The sequence below is a fragment of the Plantactinospora sp. WMMB782 genome, assembly GCF_049179135.1.
GTDB lineage: Bacteria > Actinomycetota > Actinomycetes > Mycobacteriales > Micromonosporaceae > Plantactinospora.
Window position 1 is genome coordinate 2,556,453 of record NZ_JBMHMC010000007.1, and the last position, 21,136, is coordinate 2,577,588.

The window sequence follows — 21,136 nt, forward strand, 5'->3', positions numbered from 1 at the left end:
GCATGGGTACGCACTCAGCCGACGATCCGCTCCGCTCCGCCGACTGGCCCGACCTGGTACCCCGGCGGGACGAGCCGGCGGAGCCGCGCGTCCTGGTGCTCGCCGGCGGGCTGTCGTACGAGCGGGACGTGTCGCTGAAGTCCGGCCGGCGGGTCCTCGACGCGCTCCGCTCGGTGGGCATCGAGGCGGAGCAGCGGGACGCGGACGTGTCGCTGCTGCCGCTGCTCCGGGAGGACCCGCCGGACGCGGTGGTGATCGCCCTGCACGGGTCGACCGGCGAGGACGGCTCGCTGCGCGGCGTACTCGACATCTGCGACGTGCCGTACGTCGGCTGTGACGCCCGATCGTCCCGGCTCGCCTGGGACAAGCCGTCGGCCAAGGCGGTGCTCCGGGAGGACGGCATCCCCACTCCGGACTGGGTGGCGCTGCCGCACGACCGGTTCTCCGAACTCGGTGCCGTGGCGGTGCTGGACCGGATCGTCGACCGGCTCGGGCTGCCGCTGATGATCAAGCCGGCGCAGGGCGGCTCTGGGCTCGGCGCCGCCGTGGTCCGGGACCCGGCCGCGCTGCCGGCGGCGATGGTCGGCTGTTTCGCGTACGACTCGACCGCACTCGTCGAGCGCTACGTACCCGGGATGGACGTGGCGGTCTCGGTGGTGGATCTCGGCGACGGTCCCCGGGCGCTGCCCGCCGTCGAGATCGTCCCCCGCAACGGCGTCTACGACTACGCCGCCCGGTACACCGCCGGGCTCACCACCTGGCACGCACCGGCCCGGCTGTCGGCGGTCGCGGCGGCCCGGGTGGCGGAGACCGCGCTCGCCGCCCACTCCGCGCTCGGACTGCGTGACCTGTCCCGGGTGGACCTGATCGTCGACCAGGACGACCGGCCGCACGTGCTGGAGGTCAACGTCTCGCCGGGGATGACCGAGACCTCGTTGCTGCCGCTCGCCGTCAACGCCGCCGGTCTCGACTTCGGCGAGCTGCTGCGTACCCTGGTCGTCCGCGCCGCCCAGCGCCGCACCCAGACCGGCAACTGACCCGTCGCCGCTCAGTCTGCCCTGTCCCGGTCCGCTCGCCGCCGTCGGCGCGATGGCCGGCGGCGGCGGTAGACGCTCGACGGATCTGAGAAGCGGTCATCGTCGGGCAGAGCTGATGGTCCGGCGGAAACGCCGGGTGGGCGTCTGCCGTGTGACGACGGATGGGCGTCTGCCGTGGGACGACGGATGGGCTCAGTGGGTTCGGCCGGTCGCCCCGCCGCCGGTCTCAGGTCGGACGGACGGATCCGACCTGGATGCCGTGTCCGCCTCCTCCGTCGCCCCGGGTGCCGTCTCCCGTTCCGGCGCGTCACCCGCCGGCGTGCCCCGTCCCGCCGTGACGGTTCCCGCCGTGGACGTCCCTTCAGCCGATGTCGCCTCCGTGGACGTCGCTCCCGTGGACGTCGTCTCCGCGGACGTCGCTCCCTTGGACGTCGCCTCCGTGGACGTCGCCTCCGTGGCGGCTCGGTCCGTGGGCGCCGCTCCGCTCGGCGTCGCCTGCGCGGGCACCTGCTTGGTGACCGGTGTGTCCGGCACGGTCGTCGTCCCGGTCGCCGAGGTCAGGGCCGGGGCGGGTGACGTCGACGGCGGGTCCGGCGCCAGGCCGGACGACGCCGCACTCACCTGCTGGGCCAGGCTCGACGGCGCCTGCCACTGGATCCTGGGTGGCTCCGCCAGCGGGCGCCCGCCGAACTCGGCGAGCCAGGCGGCGACGAGGGCGAGATTCTCCCGCCACTGTGCCTCCGGGATCGGGGGCAGGATGTGGTCCCACAGCGACAGGAAGGTGCCGCGCAGCTGAAGCTGCCCGTACGGCCGCGCCAGGAACCACAGGTGCAGGTGTGCCGCCCCGTCACCCCAGCGGTTGACGTGCACCCGCGCCACCCCGTCCAGGGATCGGATGGCCCGCTCCAGCCGTACGGTCATCACCCCGAGTTCGGCGGCGAGCAGGTTGGGCAGGTCGCCCAGGTCGAGATGCGAGCGTGATTCGAGGATCAGCACCATCGGCAGCCCGGTGGGCCGGTCCATCGCGCGTACCCGCCAGCGTTCGCTGACCCAGATGTACGCCTCGTCAGGCGCGTTGCAGGAGTGACACTCGCCGGAACCCTCGCCCTTGCGCGGCGGCTCGACCGCTACGGGCTCGTCAAGTTGCTTGACCCGAAAATCGCCTTCGAAGGGGAACGAAGGCCACCTGGTGAAGTCTGGTACAGCGGGAGGGGTGTGGGACACGACGCTGACCCTAACCGAGTTCGGGACCGCTGTCCCTACCCGTTCCGACTGTCGATCATCGTGATCGTGCCGCCCTCGCCCGCACCATCCGGCCCGTCTCCCGAGGGCCCTCCGGCCGTACGCGGACAACGCCTGCAGTGGCTCTCGCCTACCCCCGATGTCCGGCGTCCGGCACCTTGACCGCCCTCCGTCCCAGCGCACAATCACCCGTGCCGAGGACCGTCCGGACGGATTTTCACCACCGTCATCCACAGGCTGACACCTCATTCCACGCGCTGTTTCACGTGAAACCGGGCCACCCTGTGGACAACGCCTGTGGATTACTTTTCGCCTGTCCGGGAGTCGGGTGGGCGGCCGTGCACCACGGAGTTCACGTCCGCTCTCCGGCCCGCGCGCCGTGGCCCCGTTCGAAGGCACGGACAGGTTTCACGTGAAATCGGTGTGCCCGATATTCGGCTGCCAGCTAGGCGGATGGCCACGGTCCCCGGACTTCCCGGGGCCGTGGCCATCTGGGCTCTGTGCAAGGGCCGCGCGTACCGTCCTGTCCAGCGACGTCGGTCGGCCGGATAGCTCAGGTCGACTCGTCGGGGTCGCCATCCGAGCCGGTCATCCCGATCAGCCCGACAATCCGTTCGAGGTCGTCCACCGTGGCGAACTCGATAGTGATCTTTCCCTTGTTGCGCCCGATGTCGACCTTGACGCGGGTGTCGAAGCGATCGGAGAGTCGATCGGCCAGGTCGGTCAGCCCAGGAGCGTGCACCTTGGCGCGGCGCTTGGCCGGGCTCGGGCGGCTCGGGGAATCCTCGGCCAGCTTGACGACCTCTTCGGTGGCCCGTACCGAGAGCCCCTCGGCCACGATGCGCCGGGCGAGGTCCTCCTGCGCGGACGAACTCTCCAGGCTGAGCAGCGCCCGGGCGTGTCCGGCGGAGAGCACTCCGGCCGCCACCCGCTTCTGCACCTCCGCCGGGAGGTTCAGCAGCCGGATGGTGTTCGAGATCTGTGGGCGGCTCCGGCCGATGCGCCGGGCCAGCTCCTCGTGCGTGGCGCCGAACTCCTCCAGCAGCTGCTGATAGGCGGCCGCCTCTTCCAGCGGGTTGAGGTTGGCCCGGTGGATGTTCTCCAGCAGCGCGTCCCGGAGCATCGCGTCGTCCCGGGTGTCCCGGACGATCGCCGGAATCGACTCGCGGCCGACCGCCTGGGCCGCCCGCCAGCGCCGCTCACCCATCACCAGTTCGTACCGGTCGTCGGGAAGTTGGCGCACCACGATCGGCTGGAGGAACCCGACCTCCTGGATCGAGAGCTTGAGTTCCTCCAGGGCCTCCTCGTCGAAGATCTGCCGGGGCTGCTTCGGGTTCGGCACGATCGCGTCGAGCGGGATCTCGGCGAACCGGGCGCCGGGAACGGGTGCCAGTTCCGGCCCGGTCGGCTGGACCGGCGTCTCGGGCACCGGCGCCGTCCAGGACGGTTCCCCGGACAGGGTCCCGGCGTCCGGTCGAGCGGCCGGCGGCGGCGCGGTCGCCACCCCGGCTGCCGGTTCGGGGGCGGTGGTGGGGATCAGCGCGCCCAGTCCTCGACCCAGCCCGCCCCGCGGACGGTTCTTCATGCCACGCCTCCCGACACCTCGACCGAGCTATGCATTGCGACCAACGGACTCTTTCACCCCGCGCATCGCGATCTCCTGGGCCGCCTCGAAGTAGCTCGTGGCACCCCGCGAACCGGGATCGTAGGTCATCACCGACTGGCCGTAGCTCGGCGCCTCCGAAACCCGGACGTTGCGCGGGATCACCGCCTCCAGCACCTTGTCGCCGAAGTGGTTCCGGACGTCCTGCTCGACGGCGTCAGCCAACCGGGTACGCCGGTCGTACATGGTGAGCAGGATGGTCGAGACCTCCAGGGTCGGGTTCAGGTGCTGACGTACCAGGTTGATGTTGTTGATCAGCTGGTTGAGGCCCTCAAGTGCGTAGTACTCGCACTGGATCGGGATCAGCACTTCCTGGGCGGCGCAGAGCGCGTTGACCGTGAGCAGCCCGAGCGAGGGCGGACAGTCGATGAAGACGTAGTCGAACTCCGTCGGGTGGCCGGCGATGGCTCGGGCGAGGCGGGACTCCCGGGCTACCACCGAGACCAGTTCGATCTCGGCTCCGGCGAGGTCGATGGTGGCCGGTACGCACCACAGGTCGGGGATGCCCTCGACCGCCTGCGCGACCTCGGCCAGCGGCACGTTGTCGATCAGGCAGTCGTAGACGTCCGGTACCCCGGCGTGGTGCGGCACGTTCAACCCGGTGGAGGCGTTCCCCTGCGGATCGAGGTCCACGACAAGGACACGGTTTCCGTGCAGCGCCAGGGCCACCGCCAGGTTGACCGTGGTGGTGGTCTTGCCGACGCCGCCCTTCTGGTTCGCCACACACATGATCCGCGGCCGGTCCGGACGAGGCATCGTCACCTCGCCGCTCGGGTTCAATATCTGCACAGCGCGCATTGCCTCCATTGCCAACGGGGGATCGTCCTGTTCGCGCGACGGTGTTTCACGTGAAACGTACGCGTCGGACCCGGCGTCCTCGGGGAAGGTCTCCGGTACGGCCGGCGGCGTGTCGGCCGGCGCGGGCTCGGCGACCGGACGCCCGCGAGCCGCACCGTCGACCTGTTCCGTCGCTCCGGTCGGGCCGACCGTCCCGGGGCCGTTTCCGGCCGGTGCCGCCGGAGCGTGCGGACCGGAAGGCGGCGCCACCGGTCGCGGCGGGGCGACCGGTGACTGCGCGGCGACCGGGGCTTGCGGAGCGACCGGTGGCGCCGGGGCGACCGGTGGTTGCGGGGCGCTCGGCTGGTGCGGCGCCACCGATCGCTGCGGGGCGTCCGACACCGGGAACGAACCGTCCCGGGGCGGCCCGGAGAAGGAGCCGTCCGGCGGCGCCGAGAACGTCGGCGCGGTGGCCCTGCCGGCCGGCCTCGGGTGCTCCGCGCCGTTGCCTGAGCCCTCCGGACCCGGAGCGCGTACCGGCTGCCGTGGCAGATCCGTCGTGCTTCCCGGGCCGGGCGCACCCGGCGCGAACGGCGATCCCACCGGGGAGTACTCGGAGCCGGCCCGATCCGGAGCGCCGGCCGGGGGCACGACTCGGGCGGTACCGCGACTCGGGCCGGATGGCGGAGCGGAGTCGTACCCGGTCGGTTGGCCGTCGGGCCCGTCACCCTGGTCCGGCGGCCGGACCCGGCCGCTGGCAGACCAACCTTCGTAGTCGGTTTCACGTGAAACATCGGCGCCGCCGGAGTGGTAGCCCCCGGAGTCCGTCATCTCTGGATCCTCATACCTACCGTTGTCATGCACCGTTTCATCCCTGCCAGCTTCGGATGGTGTCGGTCCGGTCAGCGCCCATGCCCGCGCCCTGGGGCGTAGCGTGCGGTCCGGCAAAGAAGCAGCGGAGGCCTGCGGCGCCGCCCGCTGCCCGGTCTACACTATCGACGCGCGGTCAGCCTACGGCCGCTGGGCAGATTGGGCCACGGCTGTCCGTAGGATGAAAACCGGCCGTTCCGGAGGCCTCTCCCCGGGAACCGGCCCTGATCAGCAGATTCGACGTCTCGCCCTGCTGCCGACAATTGTGCCCGCCAGTCGGCCGAACGAGAGGTACGCCACTCCCGTCCGGCCCGTTTCTCGGGTCCCGCGACCTGTCGGCGGCGACGCCGGTCAGCGGCTCGCCGACGCATCGCCGAGCCGGCCGGGTCGGCCGCCGGAGGTCCGACGCTGCCATGGCGGGGGCACCCGCACCGACGCCATGCCGGCCGCCGTCGCCGCCTGGATGCCGAGGTCCGTGTCCTCGAAGACGAGACAGAACTCCGGCGGTACGCCCAACAGCCGGGCGGCGAGCAGGAACCCCTCCGGATCGGGCTTGGCTCTCGCGCAGTCCTCGGCGCAGACCAGTACGTCGAACTTCTCCAGCAGACCCAGCGTCTCCAGGGAGGCGGTGACCGATTCTCTGGTACTGCCGGAGACCACGGCGATCGGAAGTCGCCGGTGCGCCTGGTCGATGTGCTGCCGTACCTCGGGTACGGCTACCAGGCGCGGCAGCAGTTCCTGGTAGTGGTCCTCCCGGCGCCGGGCCACCACCTCGGGTGGCATGGCCAGGCCCTGTCGCTCGTTGAGCGTGGCGATGATGTCGAGCACCGTCCGGCCGCCCCAGGCGTAGAAGAGCGCCTCCGGCAAGTCGCAGTTCCACTCCGCCAGTGCCCGCTGCCAGGCGACGTAGTGCAGTGGCATCGAGTCGGCGATGGTGCCGTCACAGTCGAAGAGGTAGGCCCGGAACTCGCCGGACGGCAGGGGCAGCGTCACCGGCCCAGGGTATAGCCGCCAATGCGCGTCGCCGAGCCACCAACCGGCCGGCGTCGACGAGTTGCTAGCGGGCCGTGTCGCCGCGCCGGCTGCGCGCCGTACCCCGGGCCGCCGGACGGGCGACGCCGTCCCGTACCACCTCGACGACGGTGGTCGGTGGGTCGACCACTCCCACCCCGGCCTGCCGGACGACCGGCGCGGAGCCGCCCGACCGGCGTACCGCCGAGGCGTGCTCGGCCACCTCCTCGGCGGCGCTGGCTCCCTTGAGCGCCAGCATGCGCCCACCGGGCAGGACGAGCGGAAGGCACCACCGGGCGAGCCGGTCGAGTGGGGCGACGGCGCGGGCCGTGACGACGTCCGCCGGCACCGGCAGCCCGGCCGGGAGGTCCGCCAGCTCCACCGGCTCGCCGGGCGACGCGGCCACCGGCTCGGCGGACCGGCCGGACCGGCGGCGGCCACCCTCGCGCCGGCGGGCGGCGAGTTCCTCGGCCCGGGCCCGGACCACCGTGACGCGGTCGGTGAGGTCGAGCGTGCTGACCGCCTCGGCCAGGAACACCGCCCGCCGGGCCAGCGGCTCGACAAGTGTGACGGTCAGGTCCGGCCGGGCGATCGCCAGCACGATCCCGGGCAGCCCGGCACCGGATCCGACGTCCACTATGGAGACACCGGGAGGCAGCAGTTCCACCACCGCCGCGCAGTTGAGCAGGTGCCGGTCCCAGATCCGGGGTGTCTCGCGGGGGCCGATCAGGCCGCGCAGCACCCCGGGACCGGCCAGCAGTTCCGCGTACGCGGCGGCGAGTGGAAGCCGGTCCGCGAAGAGGGTACGGGCCGGCCCGGCGAGTTCGGCGGGCAGCGGTACGGCCGGCGGGTCGTCACCCCCGGTCCGGACAGGCGCCGGCCCGGGCGGCGGTTCGCCACCCGGGCCGGAAACGGATCGGTACGCCATGGACCGCTCAGTCGACCGGACGGACGACGATCCGGCGGTTCGGCTCCACGCCCTCGGACTCGCTCTCCACCCCGGCGATCGCGTTGACCACGTCGTGCACGCACTTGCGCTCGAACGCGGACATCGGCTCCAGCCGGACCGCCTCGCCGTGCTGCTTGACCTTCTCGACCGCGTTCTTGGCCACCGCCGAGAGTTCCTTGCGGCGGGTCGCCCGGTAACCGCCGACGTCCAGCAGCAGCCGGCTCGGTGTGCCGGTCTGCCGGAACACCGCGAGCCGGGTCAGCTCCTGGAGCGCCTCAAGGGTGGCGCCGCGCTGTCCGACCAGCGCCTGCAACCGCCCGCCGACGACCTCCACCACCGGTCGCCCGGCGGAGACCAGCTCGTCGATGTCGCCGTCGTAGTCGAGGATGTCGAGCAGGCCCTCGACGTAGTCGGCAGCGATCTCGCTCTGCCGGAACAGGTCGGCGTCGCTTGTCGGCGCCGCCGGCTTCCCGCCGTTGCTGGCCCGCCCCGCCACGTCGTCGTCGGCCTCCGCGTCGCCGTCCTCGTCGCCGTCGACCTCGTCAGCCTCGTCGTCGGTCTCGTCCTCGTCGACATCGTCGTCGTCCCGCGCCGGACCGGTGTCCGCGCTCTGTCCGGCAACCGCGACGGCCTCGGTGGTTTCGGCGTCCGCGGGCGAGCCCGCCGGTACGGCCGGATCGGTGTCGCCGATGGGCTGCTCGGCGCGCGGAATACTGGTGTCGGTCACCGTCTCATCTCCGTACTCTCTCGGCCGGACCGTACGGTCCCGCTGGTTTCCCGAGGCCCAGCGGGAGATCGCCGAGTGCCACGGGCACGTCTTCGCGGGCAACGGTGCCCGTCGTCACGGGGCGCGGCGGATTCCGGTCCGGCGCCAGCGCTGGCGGCAGCACGGCCCGAAGTCCCACCCGGCCACCGACCGACAACTGCCGGCGGTGGCCGGTCCGCGTCAACCCTGACGCTTCGCCGGGCGCCCCTTCTTGGGGTTGACCGGCTTGGCGCCCGGTTTCGGAGCGAGCGCCCTGGTGTCGACGGCCGGCTTCTCCGGCTGCGCACCGTTGGCCTTGGAGCGGCCGAACCGCCCGGCGGGCTTGGCCGGCTTGCCGGGCTGCACCGGGTTGCGGGCGTCGGTGCCCTTCCGGCCGCCGCCGGTACCTGCGGTGGTACGCCTGGGAGCCGACTCGCCCGGCTTCGGCAGCTTGCCGGCGTTCTGCTGCTGCGGTGGCGGGTACTTGCGGAGCACCCACTGCTGCTGGCCGAGCGTGAAGAGGTTGTTGGTGACCCAGTAGATGACCACGCCGATCGGGAAGATCGCCCCGGAGACCAGCAGCGAGGCGGGGATGCCGTAGAGCATCAACCGCTGGATCATGCGCTGCTGCGGGTCCTCCGCCCAGCCGGTCTTCAGGATCATCTGCCGGCTGGTCAGGTAGGTGGTGGCGATCATGATGGCCACCAGTACGCCGGCCAGGATCTTCACCGAGGCGCCGCTGGCGTTCAGCCGGGCCAGCTCCGCCGCGCTGGAGCCGAACTTGCCGGCGATCGGCACGTCGAAGAGCCGGGCGTGGGTGGCGCTCTCGAACTGGTCGACGGTCCAGCCGTACCGGGTCTTGCCCTCGTTGGCCGGGTCGAGCCGGCGGAGCACGTGGAAGAGGCCGATGAAGACGGGAGCCTGCAGGAAGATCGGAAGGCAGCCCATCAGCGGGTTCGCCTTCTCCTTCCGGTAGAGCTCCATCATCTCCTTCTGGAGCGTCTCCCGGTCACCCTTGTGTTTCTCCTGGAGCGCCTTCAGCTGGGGCTGGATCGCCTGCATCGCGCGCTGCGACTTGATCTGCTTGACGAAGATCGGGAAGAGGATCACCCGCAGGGTGACCACCAGGAAGATGATCGCCAGGATCCAGGACCAGTTGGTGCCCAGGACCGCCCCCGCCGAGACCCCGATGGCGTCCCAGGCAGAGTGCCAGAGCAGCAGGATCCACGAGATCGCCCAGTAGATCCAGTCGAGACTCAATTCGGGGCTCCAGTCACATCGGCATGGCGGCGTGCGCCCGGCTCCGGCACCGGGTCATATCCACCGGGGTGGAAGGGATGGCAGCGCGACAACCGCCGGACCGCCAGCACGGTTCCCCGGAGCGCACCGTGCCGCGAGACCGCCTCCAGGGCGTACGCGCTGCACGACGGGTAGAACCGACAGCGGGCCGGCAGCGCCGGGCTTATCCAACGACGGTACGCGACGATGGCTCCGGCCAGCACTCGGGCGCCGGGTGTCATCCCGGGCGTACCGTCGGACGACGTCGTCATCGGGACCGCCGGGGGGACTTCCGGGGGGCCAGTGCCGCCGCGAGCGCGGCGTCCAGGTCGGCACCGAGCCGGGTGTACGAGGATTCGGCGGCGGCGGGCAGTGCGCGTACCACCAGGGTGCTGCCGGGGGGCAGGGCCGGCAGCCGGTCGCGGACCAGGTGCCGCAGGCGGCGCCGGACGCTGTTCCGGACGACCGCGCCGCCGACCGCCCTGGAGACGACGAAGCCGGCCCGGGCGGGCGCGGGCTGGTCTCCCGCGCCGGTGCTCCGGACCGGCTGCGATGCCGAACTGGTCCTGGCAGAAGCAGTAGTGGGGGAGGCAGGAGTGCCGGCCTGGTCGAGATGGACCACGACGGATCCTCGACCGGCCCGGCGCCCACCCCGGATCGCCGCGGCGAAGTCACTGCTGCGCCGCAGTCGCTGTGCGGCCGCCAGCACGACTGCCTACATCCCCGGACCGGCCCTGCCAGCCGTCAGGCCGACAGTCGGGTGCGACCCTTGCCACGGCGGGCCGAGATGATGGCGCGGCCAGCCCGGGTGCGCATGCGCAGCCGGAAGCCGTGGGTCTTCGCGCGCCGGCGGGTGTTCGGCTGGAAGGTGCGCTTGCTCACGTCAGGCTCTCCGTCGTCGTACGCCCCGCCTCGTGTCCCGGCGGGGTCGGATGATTGTCTGGCGTCGGGCGCCGGGACGGCCACGTGTCGATGCCGTCCAGGCAACGACCACGGCCCGTGCCGGGCCGCGATCATACGACTCTCATCACCCTAGCAGAGGGCGACAGAGCAACCCTTGGAGCCTACGCAGCCCGACATCCCCCGTCAAACATCATGATCATCGACCGGACCGGCTCCCACCGGCGGGGCCCGGCGACGTCGGGTCCCGCCGCCGGGTTCCGACGCGGGGGCACAGCCCGGACCGGCGATCGGCGGCGGTTTTCGCTGATGTCGACAAGGTCCCGGCGGGGCCGACGGTTGAAGGGTTGTGGACAACGCTGTTAGCGTGCCCGATTGCACGTCAGCGTCAGGGGGTGGGGATGCCGCTGGCGGGCAAAACCGGACAAGCTCGTCGATCGTTCGACAGATGAACCCGCGTCAACGCAGGTCGGGCCGGGGGCAGCCGACACGGACATCCGGCCGGGCGACACAATCGGTCGATACACAGGCTGTGGATAACCTGTGGACGACGCCGGCACCCGCCGAGCGTCGCGTCGTGCCTGTTCGAGCACGTCAGCAAGCCTGGAACGGTCGACCGGGACGGCAACGGCGGCCGGAGACGCAGAGGCGATGGGGGTGGCGCGACGGTGGCCGACACGATCGACCTTGGCGCGGTGTGGGCGGCGACGACCGAGGAACTGGCCGACGAGATCATTTCGGCTCAGCAACGCGCCTACCTCCGGCTGACCCGGCTGCACACGATCATCGAGGACACCGCCCTGCTCTCCGTCCCGGACGCGTTCACCCGGGACGTGATCGAGTCGCGGCTGCGCCCGGCGATCACCGAGGCCCTCTCCCGGCGACTGGGCCGGGCGGTCCAGGTGGCGGTCACCGTACGGCCGCCCGAGGACGGTCAGCCGCGCCCGACCGGCACCGGCTATCCGGCCGGACCCGAACCGGCCGGACCGCCGAACTATCCCGGCCCGGGCGGGGCACCCGGCTATCCGGACCAGGGCGGGGCATCCGGCTACCCGGGTCCGGGCGGTGCGCCCGGCTTTCCGGGCGGCGTCGAGCCGGCCGGCGGGTACGACGGCACCGGACCGGTCGGCGGATATCCCGGCCCGGATCCGGCCCGTGGCCCCGGCGACCGCGACTCCGCCGGCTATCCCGAACCGGGTCCGGCCGGCGGCTACCGGGCCGAGCCGCTCCGCTTTCCCGGCGAGGCCGAGCACGAGTACCCGGTGCGGCCGGAGCAGGAGTTCGCGGCCGGCGGCGAAGCCGACGTACCCGAGGATCGCGGGCCGGCGCCGGAGCAGGCGGGCGGCCGCAAGCCACCGCCGTTCACCGGCTCGGCACAGGTCCCCGGCGGCGGCGGGCGAACGTCCGGGCGGGCCGACAACATCCGGGGCAACCTGATCCCGGCCAGTCGGGACGGCCAGGAAACCCTGTTCAGTGCCCCCTATCCGGAGCCGTACCGGCCGACCGCACCGCTGCAGGAGCGGCGGGGCTTCGAGGAGCGGGGCACCGACGACCTCGGCCAGTTCGGGGATCCCCGGACGGCGGACCGCCGCTACCACGATCCCCGCGACGGAGCCGGGCGGCTCGGGCCGGGACGGGACGTCGGCAGCGACAGCGGTCCGGGCCGGGGCGGCGGCAACGCACCGCACCGGCCGGGTGGCCGGGACGACCGCCGGCCGGGTGGCGTCGGCGGGGCCGGGGACGTCGGCGGCAACCGGCTGAACCCGAAGTACATGTTCGAGACCTTCGTGATCGGCTCGTCCAACCGGTTCGCCCACGCGGCGTCGGTCGCGGTCGCCGAGTCGCCGGCCAAGGCGTACAACCCGCTGTTCATCTACGGCAGCTCCGGACTGGGCAAGACCCACCTGCTGCACGCGATCGGGCACTACGCGACGACGCTCGGCAACGCCCGCTCGGTCCGGTACGTCTCGACCGAGGAGTTCACCAACGACTTCATCAACTCGCTGCGGGACGACAAGACCAGTGCGTTCCAGCGCCGCTACCGCGACGTCGACATCCTGCTGATCGACGACATCCAGTTCCTGGAGAACCGCGAGCGGACCCAGGAGGAGTTCTTCCACACCTTCAACACCCTGCACAACGCCAACAAGCAGATCGTGATCACCTCGGACCGGTCGCCGAAGCAGCTGGCCACCCTGGAGGACCGGCTGCGTACCCGGTTCGAGTGGGGACTGCTCGCCGACATCCAGCCGCCGGACCTGGAGACCCGGATCGCGATCCTGCAGAAGAAGGCGGCCCAGGAACGGCTCTTCGCCCCGCCGGACGTACTGGAGTTCATCGCCTCCCGGATCGCCAACTCGATCCGGGAGCTGGAGGGTGCGCTGATCCGGGTCACCGCGTTCGCGTCGCTGACCCGGTCGCCGGTCGAACTGTCGCTGGCCGAGGAGGTGCTCCGGGACTTCATCCCGGACGGCTCCGGGCCGGAGATCACCGCGGACCAGATCATGATCTCCACGGCCGACTACTTCGGGGTCAGCCTGGAGGACCTGCGCGGGCAGTCCCGGTCCCGGGTGCTGGTCAACGCCCGCCAGGTGGCGATGTACCTGTGCCGGGAACTGACCGACCTGTCGCTGCCCCGGATCGGCCAGGCGTTCGGCGGCCGCGACCACACCACGGTGATGCACGCCGACCGGAAGATCCGGCAGCAGATGGCGGAGCGCCGCTCGCTCTACAACCAGATCGCCGAGCTGACGAACCGGATCAAGCAGAACACCTGACCCGACAGCTGCGGACCGGCGAGGGCCGGGTACGGACCGATCCGGTCCGTACCCGGCCCTCGGTCGCATCCGGGCCGGGCACCCGCGACCCGTCGTACCCAGGTTGTCCACAGCCGGTTGTCCACGTCGGTGGATAACCCGAGCATCGCTCCGGACCGGGAACCCACAACCTGTGGACGAAGGTTGTGGAAACGTGTGTGGACGATTACCAGGAGTCACGAAGTTGTCCACCGGTTCCGGCCGGCTGTGCACCGCCTGTTGAAGGTTCTGGGGACAGTCCGTGTCGATCTTTCGACGGCTGTCCCCACAGTTGGGGAAAAGCCGGTGGGTAAGCCGGTGGATGACCGGTGGACAAGGGTGGAAAACTCCGGCGGCCGGGCCGGCTGTGGATCGCGAGCCCGGTTTCGACCCCGGTCGTCCACAGCCCGCACACCGGTGGACAACCCGCTGACCAGCACAGAGACGACTTCTCCACAGTTTGCACAGCACCGATGAAGACGATTGAGTTATCTCTTCTAAGAGAACAAAAACCAATCATCGGCGTTGGGCATCCTGTGGAGTCTTTGGAAACGTCGTACCCGGGCACCAGGATCTGCCGAAGTGCCGGGGTCGGGCGCACAGCCGATGCGCCCGGGTCCTAAGGTGCGATGGAGACCCGCACGCTTGGCGGGGCCGGAAGGCGGCCGCCGGCATGAGACAGTTGTCGCTGACGTCGATCCGGAGGCATGGCATGAAGTTCCGCGTGGAGCGTGACGCGCTCGCCGACGCCGTGGCGTGGACCGCGAAGAGTCTGCCCAACCGTCCCTCGGTGCCGGTGCTGGCCGGCGTGCTGCTCCGGGTCGGTGAGGGCGGGCTGCACGTGTCGGGCTTCGACTACGAGGTCTCCAGCCAGGTGACCGTCGACGTGCAGAGCGAGGCGGAGGGTGCCGCGCTGGTCTCCGGCCGGCTGCTGGCCGAGATCACCAAGGCGCTGCCGGCGAAGCCGGTCGACATCGCCGCCGCCGGGGCGCACCTGGAGTTGGTCTGCGGCAGCGCCCGGTTCACCCTGCCGACCATGCCGGTCGAGGACTACCCGACCCTGCCGGAGATGCCGGGCAGCGCCGGCACCATCGACGCGGCCACCTTCGCCGCCGCGGTCGGCCAGGTCGCGATCGCCGCCGGCCGGGACGAGACGTTGCCGATGATGACCGGGGTACGCATCGAGCTGAACGGCTCGACCCTGTCCATGCTGGCCACCGACCGCTACCGGCTGGCCCTGCGCGAGATCGACTGGCGGCCGGACGACCCGGAGGTCAGCATCAACGCGCTGGTGCCGGCCCGCACCCTGCACGACACCGCCAAGGCACTCGGCCCGCTCGGCGGCGACGTCACGATGGCGCTGTCCCAGGGCGCGGCCGGCGAGGGTCTGATCGGCTTCGCCGGCGGCACCCGGCGGACCACCAGCCGGCTGCTGGACGGCGCCAACTACCCGCCGGTGCGCTCGCTCTTCCCGGCCAGCTCCAACGCCGAGGCCCGGGTCTCGGTCGCCGCGCTTGTCGAGGTCGTCAAGCGGGTCTCGCTGGTCGGCGGCCGGACCACGCCGGTGCTGCTGAACTTCAGCTCGGACGGGCTGGTTGTCGAGGCCGGCAGCACCGAGGAGGCCCGGGCCAGCGAGGCGATGGACGCCACCTTCACCGGCGAGCCGTTGACCATCGGCTTCAACCCGCAGTACCTGATCGACGGACTCCAGAACCTCGGTTCGGCTCTGGCGGTCTTCTCCTTCGTCGACGCCTTCAAGCCAGCGGTGATCTCGCCCTCCGGCGAGGACGGGGAGAGCATCCCCGGCTACCGTTATCTGATCATGCCGATCCGCGTGACCCGCTGATCGCACCGGTTCCGGAAGGAAATTTCATGCAACTCGGCCTGGTGGGGCTCGGCCGAATGGGTGGCAACATGCGCGAGCGACTGCGCGCCGCCGGGCACGAGGTGATCGGTTACGACCAGAATCCGGAGCTCTCCGACGTCGCCAGCCTGGCCGAACTGGCCGAGCGGCTGGTCGCGCCCCGGGCGGTCTGGGTGATGGTGCCGGTGCAGTACACCGAGCCGACCGTCGACGGGCTGATCGAGGTGCTCTCCGCCGGTGACATCGTCATCGACGGCGGCAACTCCCGGTTCGTCGACGACCTGCCCCGGGCGGAGAAGCTCGACCGGCACGGCATCGGCTACCTCGATGTCGGCGTCTCCGGCGGCGTCTGGGGTCGGGAGAACGGCTACGCCCTGATGGTCGGCGGCGACGAGCAGCACGTCGGGCGGCTGATGCCGATCTTCGAGGCGCTCAAGCCGGCCGGCGAGTTCGGGTTCGTGCACGCCGGGCCGGTCGGCGCCGGGCACTACGCCAAGATGGTGCACAACGGCATCGAGTACGGCCTGATGCACGCCTACGCCGAGGGTTTCGAGCTGCTCTCCGCCTCCGAGCTGGTGACGAACGTGCCGGGCGTGGTCAAGTCCTGGCGGGACGGCACCGTCGTCCGCTCCTGGCTGCTCGACCTGCTCGACCGGGCGCTCGACGAGGACCCGGAGCTGACCCAGCTCAGCGACTACACCGAGGACACCGGCGAGGGGCGCTGGACCGTCGACGAGGCGGTCCGGCTCGCCGTGCCGCTCAACGTCATAACCGCCTCGCTCTTCGCCCGGTTCTCCTCCCGGCAGGAGGACTCGCCCGCGCTGAAGGCCGTCTCCGCGCTGCGCCAGCAGTTCGGCGGGCACACCGTCCGCAAGCACTGACCGGTGTACGTCCGCCGGCTCGAACTGGTCGACTTCCGCTCGTACGAGCGGGTCGGGGTCGACCTGGAGCCGGGTGGGAACGTGCTCGTCGGCCCGAACGGGGTCGGCAAGACCAACCTCGCCGAGGCGCTCGGCTACGTGGCGACGCTGGCCAGTCACCGGGTCGCCACCGACGCCCCGCTGGTCCGGGCCGGTGCCGCCACGGCGGTGCTGCGCTGCGCGATCGTGCACGAGGGCCGGGAACTGCTCGTCGAGCTGGAGATCGCCCCGGGCCGGGCCAACCGGGCCCGGCTGAACCGGTCCCCGGCCCGCCGCGCCCGGGACGTCCTCGGCGCGCTGCGGCTGGTGCTCTTCGCTCCCGAGGACCTGGAACTGGTCCGGGGTGACCCGGCCGAGCGGCGCCGCTACCTCGACGACCTGCTGGTACTCCGGATGCCCCGGTACGCCGCCGTCCGCGCCGACTACGAGCGGGTGGTGAAGCAGCGCAACGCGTTGCTGCGTACCTCCTACCTGGCCCGGAAGACCGGCGGTGGGCGGGGACGGGCCGGACGCGGCGACGACGAGCGACCGGCGGACGAGGGCGGCGGCGACCTGTCCACCCTGGCGGTCTGGGACACCCACCTGGCCCGGCACGGGGCGGAGTTGCTGGCCGGGCGGCTGGAACTGGTCGCCGCGCTCGGCCCGCACGTGACAAAGGCGTACGACGCGGTGGCCGCCGGCCGGGGTGCGGCGTCGATGACGTACCGGCCGTCGGTGCAGCTGCCGGAGACGCCGGACCGGTCGGCTCTGCAGGCGGCCCTGTCGAGCGCGCTCGCCGAGTCGCGGCAGGCGGAGATCGACCGTGGGACGACCCTGGTCGGGCCGCACCGCGACGAGTTGACCCTGACCCTCGGCACCCTGCCCGCCCGGGGGTACGCGAGCCACGGCGAGTCCTGGTCGTACGCGCTCGCGCTCCGGCTGGCCGCCTACGACCTGCTCCGCGCCGAGGGGGTCGAGCCGGTGCTGGTGCTCGACGACGTCTTCGCCGAACTGGACAGCGGCCGCCGGGAGCGGCTCGCCGAACTCGTCGCCGGGGCCAGTCAGCTCCTGGTGACGTGTGCGGTCGCCGACGACGTGCCGCAGGCCCTGCGGGGGGCCCGCTTCGAGGTCTCCGACGGGGAGGTACGCCGTGCCGACTGATCCGGAGTCACCCCGCCCGGCGGAGCCGTCGGGGACGGCCCGGTCCGGCTCCGGTGCGGCGGGCGCGGAGAACGGGTCGGCGCCTGCCGGTGACGGCGAGCTGTCCGGTCCGGAGCTGGCCCGGGCGGTACTCGACGCCGCGCTGGCCAAGCGGAAGGGTCCGGCGCCGCGACGGCGTACCCCCGGCGGAGCCGACCCGGACGCGGAGTCGGCGGACGGCGGCGGCGGTGCCGGGGCGACCGCCGGACGGGCCGGCGGGCAGCGGCGTCGCCCGCGCGGCTACTCCGGTCCCGGACCCGACCCCCGTGATCCACAACTGCTCGGCACGGTGCTGGCCCGGCTGGTGAAGGCCCGGGGCTGGCAGCAGCCGGCCGCCGAGGCGACCGTCTTCGGGGCCTGGGAGCGGGTGGTCGGGCCGGACGTGGCCGAGCACAGCCGCCCGGTGAAGCTGGAGAACGGCGAGCTGACCGTCGAGGCGGAGTCGACGGCCTGGGCGACCCAGTTGCGACTGCTGGCCGCCTCGCTGCTGCGCCGGATCGCCGCCGAGGTCGGGCACGGCGTGGTCCGCCGACTGCACGTGCACGGCCCGACCGCGCCGTCCTGGTCCCGGGGCCCGCGACGGGTACGCGGACGCGGCCCCCGGGACACGTACGGCTGACCCGGCTGCCCCGACTGACCGGGTCCGGGGCTTCCAGCCCGACCTGGTCTGGGCCTTCCCTGGCCGACACCGGCCGGCGTGGGGGTCGGCACCGAGCCGACCCGGCTCGGCTCGGCCGGGCCCGGGGTCAGGAGTCGGCGTAGACGGCGAAGCCGCGCTCGGCGCACCGGCGGTAGAAGCCGGCCAGCACCGCCAGCTCCGAGCGGGGGAAACTCCACTGCGGCGGAGCGCCGGACTCGTCGCGCAGCGCGTCGAGCCGGCTGTCCAGCCAGCGCAGCTGCTGCTCGGCCAGGCGCCCGTCGGCAAGCGCGGCCCGGAGTACGGCGCCGACCGTGTCGAAGGTCACCGAATCGCCGTACCCGCGGTGCCCGTCCACGAAGCGCTCCAGCCCGCCGGCGATCCAGGCGCAGCCGTCCGGGTCGATCACCGGGTCCTCGTCCTCGGCCGCCGCCTCGGTGGCGTAGAGCACCCCGTCGAGCCCCAGCAGCAGGTCGACCAGCTCGGTGTAGGCGGTGGCCCGGACCGAGCCGTTCTTGGCGATGTATCCGGCGAGGGCCGCGGTCGGCGCGGCCACCTCGGGCGCGTCGGCCAGGTCGCCGAAGTCGACGAACTCGGCCGGCGCGACCGGATCGTAGAAGCGGCCGGTCCGCGGCCAGCGCACCGCGACGTTGTCCAGCCCCATCGGGCGTCACCTTCCCATGCCTGGCGAAACCGGTCGGTGGGACCGCCCGGTGCGCTTACCGGGCATCCTGGCCACGGAGCTTACTTGCGGCGTCGCCAAGTTACGGCACCGCTCACCCTCCGCGCGACCCCCGGCCGTGGCGAGCGGATCCGGCGTCCGCGCTCGCCCCGGCTGGGCGGGCAGGACCGACCTGGGCGGTCTCGGCCGGCGAGGGTACGACGGTGCCGGAAACCGCCCCCGATTCGATCTCAGGCGTGTGGGGGGAGTCGTGGGCGAGGGGGTGAAGCCGTCTACGGAGGTCTCAGGGCGCCGCGCAGGGGTGCCGCATACCCAAGATGTCATCTGGGCACAGTAGGATTGACGGCGAGACGACGACACGGTGTGGCGTGGGGACCGGGCTGGCCCGGCCGGGCGCCGCGCCGGGTCCGAGCCGATCGCGATCCGTGGGCAGCCGCGGCGACCGGCGCGTTCCGACCGTACCCGGAATTCCTCGTGGTGCCGGTCCGCGTGCCGAGTCGCGGGCCGCCCACCGAACCCGCGCTCTCGCGCCGCCCGGCGCGGGCCGCGCGAGAAAGTGGCCAAGGTGGCAGCGCAGCAGAAGCAGGAGTACGGCGCCGAGTCGATCACCGTTCTGGAGGGCCTGGAGGCCGTTCGCAAGCGGCCCGGTATGTACATCGGTTCGACTGGAGAACGGGGTCTGCACCACCTGGTCTGGGAGGTCGTGGACAACGCGGTGGACGAGGCACTCGCCGGCTACTGCGACACCATCGAGGTGGTGCTGCTCGCCGACGGCGGCGTCCGGGTCACCGACAACGGCCGTGGCTTCCCGGTCGACCTGCACCCGAAGCTGAAGAAGCCGGGCGTCGAGGTGGCGCTGACCGTGCTGCACGCCGGCGGCAAGTTCGACGGAAAGGCGTACGCGGTCTCCGGCGGCCTGCACGGTGTCGGCGTCTCGGTGGTGAACGCGCTCTCCACCCGGATGTTCGTGGAGATCCACAAGGACGGGTACGTCTGGCGGCAGAGCTACGCCAACTCCAAGCCCACCCCGCTGGAGAAGGGCGAGACCACCAACACCACCGGCTCGTCCGTCTCCTTCTGGCCGGACCCGTCGGTCTTCGAGACCGTCGACTTCGCCTTCGAGACCATCTACCGCCGCATCCAGGAGTACGCCTTCCTCAACCGTGGCCTGACCATCCAGCTCCGCGACGAGCGGGTGCGGGAGGAGGACGGCAAGCCACGCGAGGTGACCTTCTGCTACAAGGGCGGCATCTCCGACTTCGTCCGGCACCTCAACGCCTCCAAGAACCCGATCCACAAGACGGTGGTCGAGTTCGGCGCCGAGGAGGAGAGCGAGGGCATGTCGGTCGAGATCGCCATGCAGTGGAACGAGTCGTACGGCGAGTCGGTCTACACCTTCGCGAACACCATCAACACGCACGAGGGCGGCACCCACGAGGAGGGCTTCCGGGCCGCGCTGACCAGCGTCGTCAACCGGTACGGCACGGACAAGAAGCTGCTCAAGAGCGACGAGAAGCTCTCCGGCGAGGACATCCGGGAGGGGCTCGCGGCGATCATCTCGGTCAAGCTGACCAACCCGCAGTTCGAGGGGCAGACCAAGACCAAGCTCGGCAACACCCCGGTGAAGAGCTTCGTGCAGCGGGTCTGCAACGAGTGGCTTGTCGACTGGTTCGACCGCAACCCGGCCGAGGCCAAGCTGATCATCACCAAGGCGACCCAGGCCGCGCGGGCCCGGATCGCCGCCCAGCAGGCCCGGAAGCTGGCCCGGCGCAAGTCGCTGCTGGAGTCCGGCTCGATGCCGGGCAAGCTGGCCGACTGCCAGTCCACCGACCCGCGCGAGTCCGAGGTGTTCATCGTCGAGGGCGACTCGGCGGGCGGCTCGGCCAAGCAGGGCCGCGATCCGCGTACCCAGGCGATCCTGCCGATCCGGGGCAAGATCCTGAACGTGGAGAAGGCCCGGATCGACCGGGTGCTGAAGAACAACGAGGTGCAGGCGCTGATCACCGCGCTCGGCACCGGCATCCACGACGACTTCGACATCGAGAAGCTGCGCTACCACAAGATCGTGCTGATGGCCGACGCCGACGTGGACGGCCAGCACATCCAGACGCTGCTGCTCACCCTGCTGTTCCGGTTCATGCGGCCGCTCGTCGAGCTGGGGCACGTCTACCTGGCCGCACCGCCGCTCTACAAGATCAAGTGGAACCGCAAGGGCGACGACGCCCAGTACGCCTACTCCGACCGGGAGCGGGACGGGCTGATCGCGCTGCGGCAGCAGAAGAAGCCGAACGCCAAGCCGGACGACATCCAGCGGTTCAAGGGCCTGGGCGAGATGAACTACCCGGAGCTGTGGGAGACCACGATGAACCCGGCGACGCGAACGCTGCGCCAGGTCACCCTGGACGACGCCGCGACGGCCGACGAGCTGTTCAGCGTGCTGATGGGCGAGGACGTGGAGGCACGCCGCTCGTTCATCCAGCGCAACGCCAAGGACGTCCGCTTCCTCGACATCTAGGGCCGGTACGGCGGTCCCCGGCACCGACCGACGCAGTCGGCCGGACGACAGCACCGATTCGGCCGAACGGTC

At 71.7% G+C, this 21,136-nt stretch carries 18 protein-coding genes; 7 read left to right on the plus strand and 11 right to left on the minus strand.

Features of this window, described 5'->3' with window-relative positions:
- Window positions 1-2: 2 nt before the first annotated feature.
- Window positions 3-1,037: a D-alanine--D-alanine ligase family protein gene (locus tag ACN28A_RS13735; RefSeq protein WP_421395524.1), complete on the plus strand. Its 1,035-nt coding sequence runs from the start codon at window positions 3-5 to the stop codon at window positions 1,035-1,037.
- A gap of 192 nt (window positions 1,038-1,229) precedes the next feature.
- Here the strand turns inward: ACN28A_RS13735 and ACN28A_RS13740 are convergent, their stop codons facing one another.
- The 10 genes from ACN28A_RS13740 to rpmH form a co-directional block, all read right to left on the minus strand.
- Window positions 1,230-2,261 (minus strand): hypothetical protein, encoded by a 1,032-nt coding sequence (locus ACN28A_RS13740; RefSeq protein WP_421395525.1) that lies wholly within the window; start codon window positions 2,259-2,261, stop codon window positions 1,230-1,232.
- Window positions 2,262-2,832: 571 nt separating this feature from the next.
- A complete protein-coding gene (locus tag ACN28A_RS13745) occupies window positions 2,833-3,864 on the minus strand; it encodes a ParB/RepB/Spo0J family partition protein (RefSeq protein WP_421395526.1) in 1,032 nt (343 codons plus the stop codon).
- A gap of 27 nt (window positions 3,865-3,891) precedes the next feature.
- Window positions 3,892-4,989, minus strand: coding sequence for a ParA family protein (locus ACN28A_RS13750; protein WP_421404360.1), 1,098 nt, complete (start codon window positions 4,987-4,989; stop codon window positions 3,892-3,894).
- A 951-nt stretch (window positions 4,990-5,940) separates the two neighbouring features.
- Complete coding sequence (locus ACN28A_RS13755; protein ID WP_421395527.1) at window positions 5,941-6,582, minus strand: HAD family hydrolase; 642 nt, start codon at window positions 6,580-6,582, stop codon at window positions 5,941-5,943.
- A 64-nt stretch (window positions 6,583-6,646) separates the two neighbouring features.
- Window positions 6,647-7,528 (minus strand): 16S rRNA (guanine(527)-N(7))-methyltransferase RsmG, encoded by an 882-nt coding sequence (locus tag ACN28A_RS13760; RefSeq protein ID WP_421395529.1) that lies wholly within the window; start codon window positions 7,526-7,528, stop codon window positions 6,647-6,649.
- 7 nt (window positions 7,529-7,535) lie between these two features.
- Window positions 7,536-8,045, minus strand: a complete 510-nt coding sequence (locus ACN28A_RS13765) for a protein jag (RefSeq protein WP_421404362.1) — start codon at window positions 8,043-8,045, stop codon at window positions 7,536-7,538.
- 450 nt (window positions 8,046-8,495) lie between these two features.
- Entirely contained in the window at window positions 8,496-9,554 is a 1,059-nt protein-coding gene (gene yidC / locus ACN28A_RS13770; RefSeq protein ID WP_421395531.1) for a membrane protein insertase YidC, read from the minus strand.
- On the minus strand, window positions 9,551-9,814 hold the full coding sequence (gene yidD, locus ACN28A_RS13775; RefSeq protein WP_421404363.1) for a membrane protein insertion efficiency factor YidD: 264 nt from the start codon (window positions 9,812-9,814) through the stop codon (window positions 9,551-9,553). The genes yidC and yidD overlap by 4 nt, the downstream gene beginning before the upstream one ends.
- Before the next feature lie 26 nt (window positions 9,815-9,840).
- A complete protein-coding gene (gene rnpA / locus ACN28A_RS13780) occupies window positions 9,841-10,281 on the minus strand; it encodes a ribonuclease P protein component (RefSeq protein WP_421395533.1) in 441 nt (146 codons plus the stop codon).
- A gap of 35 nt (window positions 10,282-10,316) precedes the next feature.
- Entirely contained in the window at window positions 10,317-10,454 is a 138-nt protein-coding gene (gene rpmH, locus ACN28A_RS13785) for a 50S ribosomal protein L34 (RefSeq protein WP_278065146.1), read from the minus strand.
- A gap of 686 nt (window positions 10,455-11,140) precedes the next feature.
- Between rpmH and dnaA the strand changes: the two genes are divergently transcribed.
- The 5 genes from dnaA to ACN28A_RS13810 all read left to right on the plus strand — a co-directional run bounded on the left by dnaA (window position 11,141) and on the right by ACN28A_RS13810 (window position 17,849).
- Window positions 11,141-13,249: a chromosomal replication initiator protein DnaA gene (gene dnaA / locus ACN28A_RS13790; RefSeq protein ID WP_421395535.1), complete on the plus strand. Its 2,109-nt coding sequence runs from the start codon at window positions 11,141-11,143 to the stop codon at window positions 13,247-13,249.
- A 730-nt stretch (window positions 13,250-13,979) separates the two neighbouring features.
- Window positions 13,980-15,113, plus strand: coding sequence for a DNA polymerase III subunit beta (gene dnaN, locus ACN28A_RS13795; RefSeq protein WP_421395536.1), 1,134 nt, complete (start codon window positions 13,980-13,982; stop codon window positions 15,111-15,113).
- Window positions 15,114-15,139: 26 nt separating this feature from the next.
- Window positions 15,140-16,012 (plus strand): phosphogluconate dehydrogenase (NAD(+)-dependent, decarboxylating), encoded by an 873-nt coding sequence (gene gnd / locus ACN28A_RS13800; protein WP_421395537.1) that lies wholly within the window; start codon window positions 15,140-15,142, stop codon window positions 16,010-16,012.
- A 3-nt stretch (window positions 16,013-16,015) separates the two neighbouring features.
- Entirely contained in the window at window positions 16,016-17,191 is a 1,176-nt protein-coding gene (gene recF, locus ACN28A_RS13805; RefSeq protein WP_421395539.1) for a DNA replication/repair protein RecF, read from the plus strand.
- Window positions 17,181-17,849, plus strand: coding sequence for a DUF721 domain-containing protein (locus tag ACN28A_RS13810; RefSeq protein ID WP_421395540.1), 669 nt, complete (start codon window positions 17,181-17,183; stop codon window positions 17,847-17,849). The genes recF and ACN28A_RS13810 overlap by 11 nt, the downstream gene beginning before the upstream one ends.
- A 127-nt stretch (window positions 17,850-17,976) precedes the next feature.
- Here ACN28A_RS13810 and ACN28A_RS13815 read toward each other — a convergent pair whose 3' ends face one another.
- Window positions 17,977-18,531, minus strand: a complete 555-nt coding sequence (locus tag ACN28A_RS13815; protein WP_421395542.1) for a hypothetical protein — start codon at window positions 18,529-18,531, stop codon at window positions 17,977-17,979.
- 583 nt (window positions 18,532-19,114) lie between these two features.
- On the opposite strand from ACN28A_RS13815, the gene gyrB reads away from it, so the two are divergent.
- Complete coding sequence (gene gyrB / locus ACN28A_RS13820) at window positions 19,115-21,064, plus strand: DNA topoisomerase (ATP-hydrolyzing) subunit B (RefSeq protein ID WP_421395544.1); 1,950 nt, start codon at window positions 19,115-19,117, stop codon at window positions 21,062-21,064.
- Window positions 21,065-21,136 lie beyond the last annotated feature (72 nt).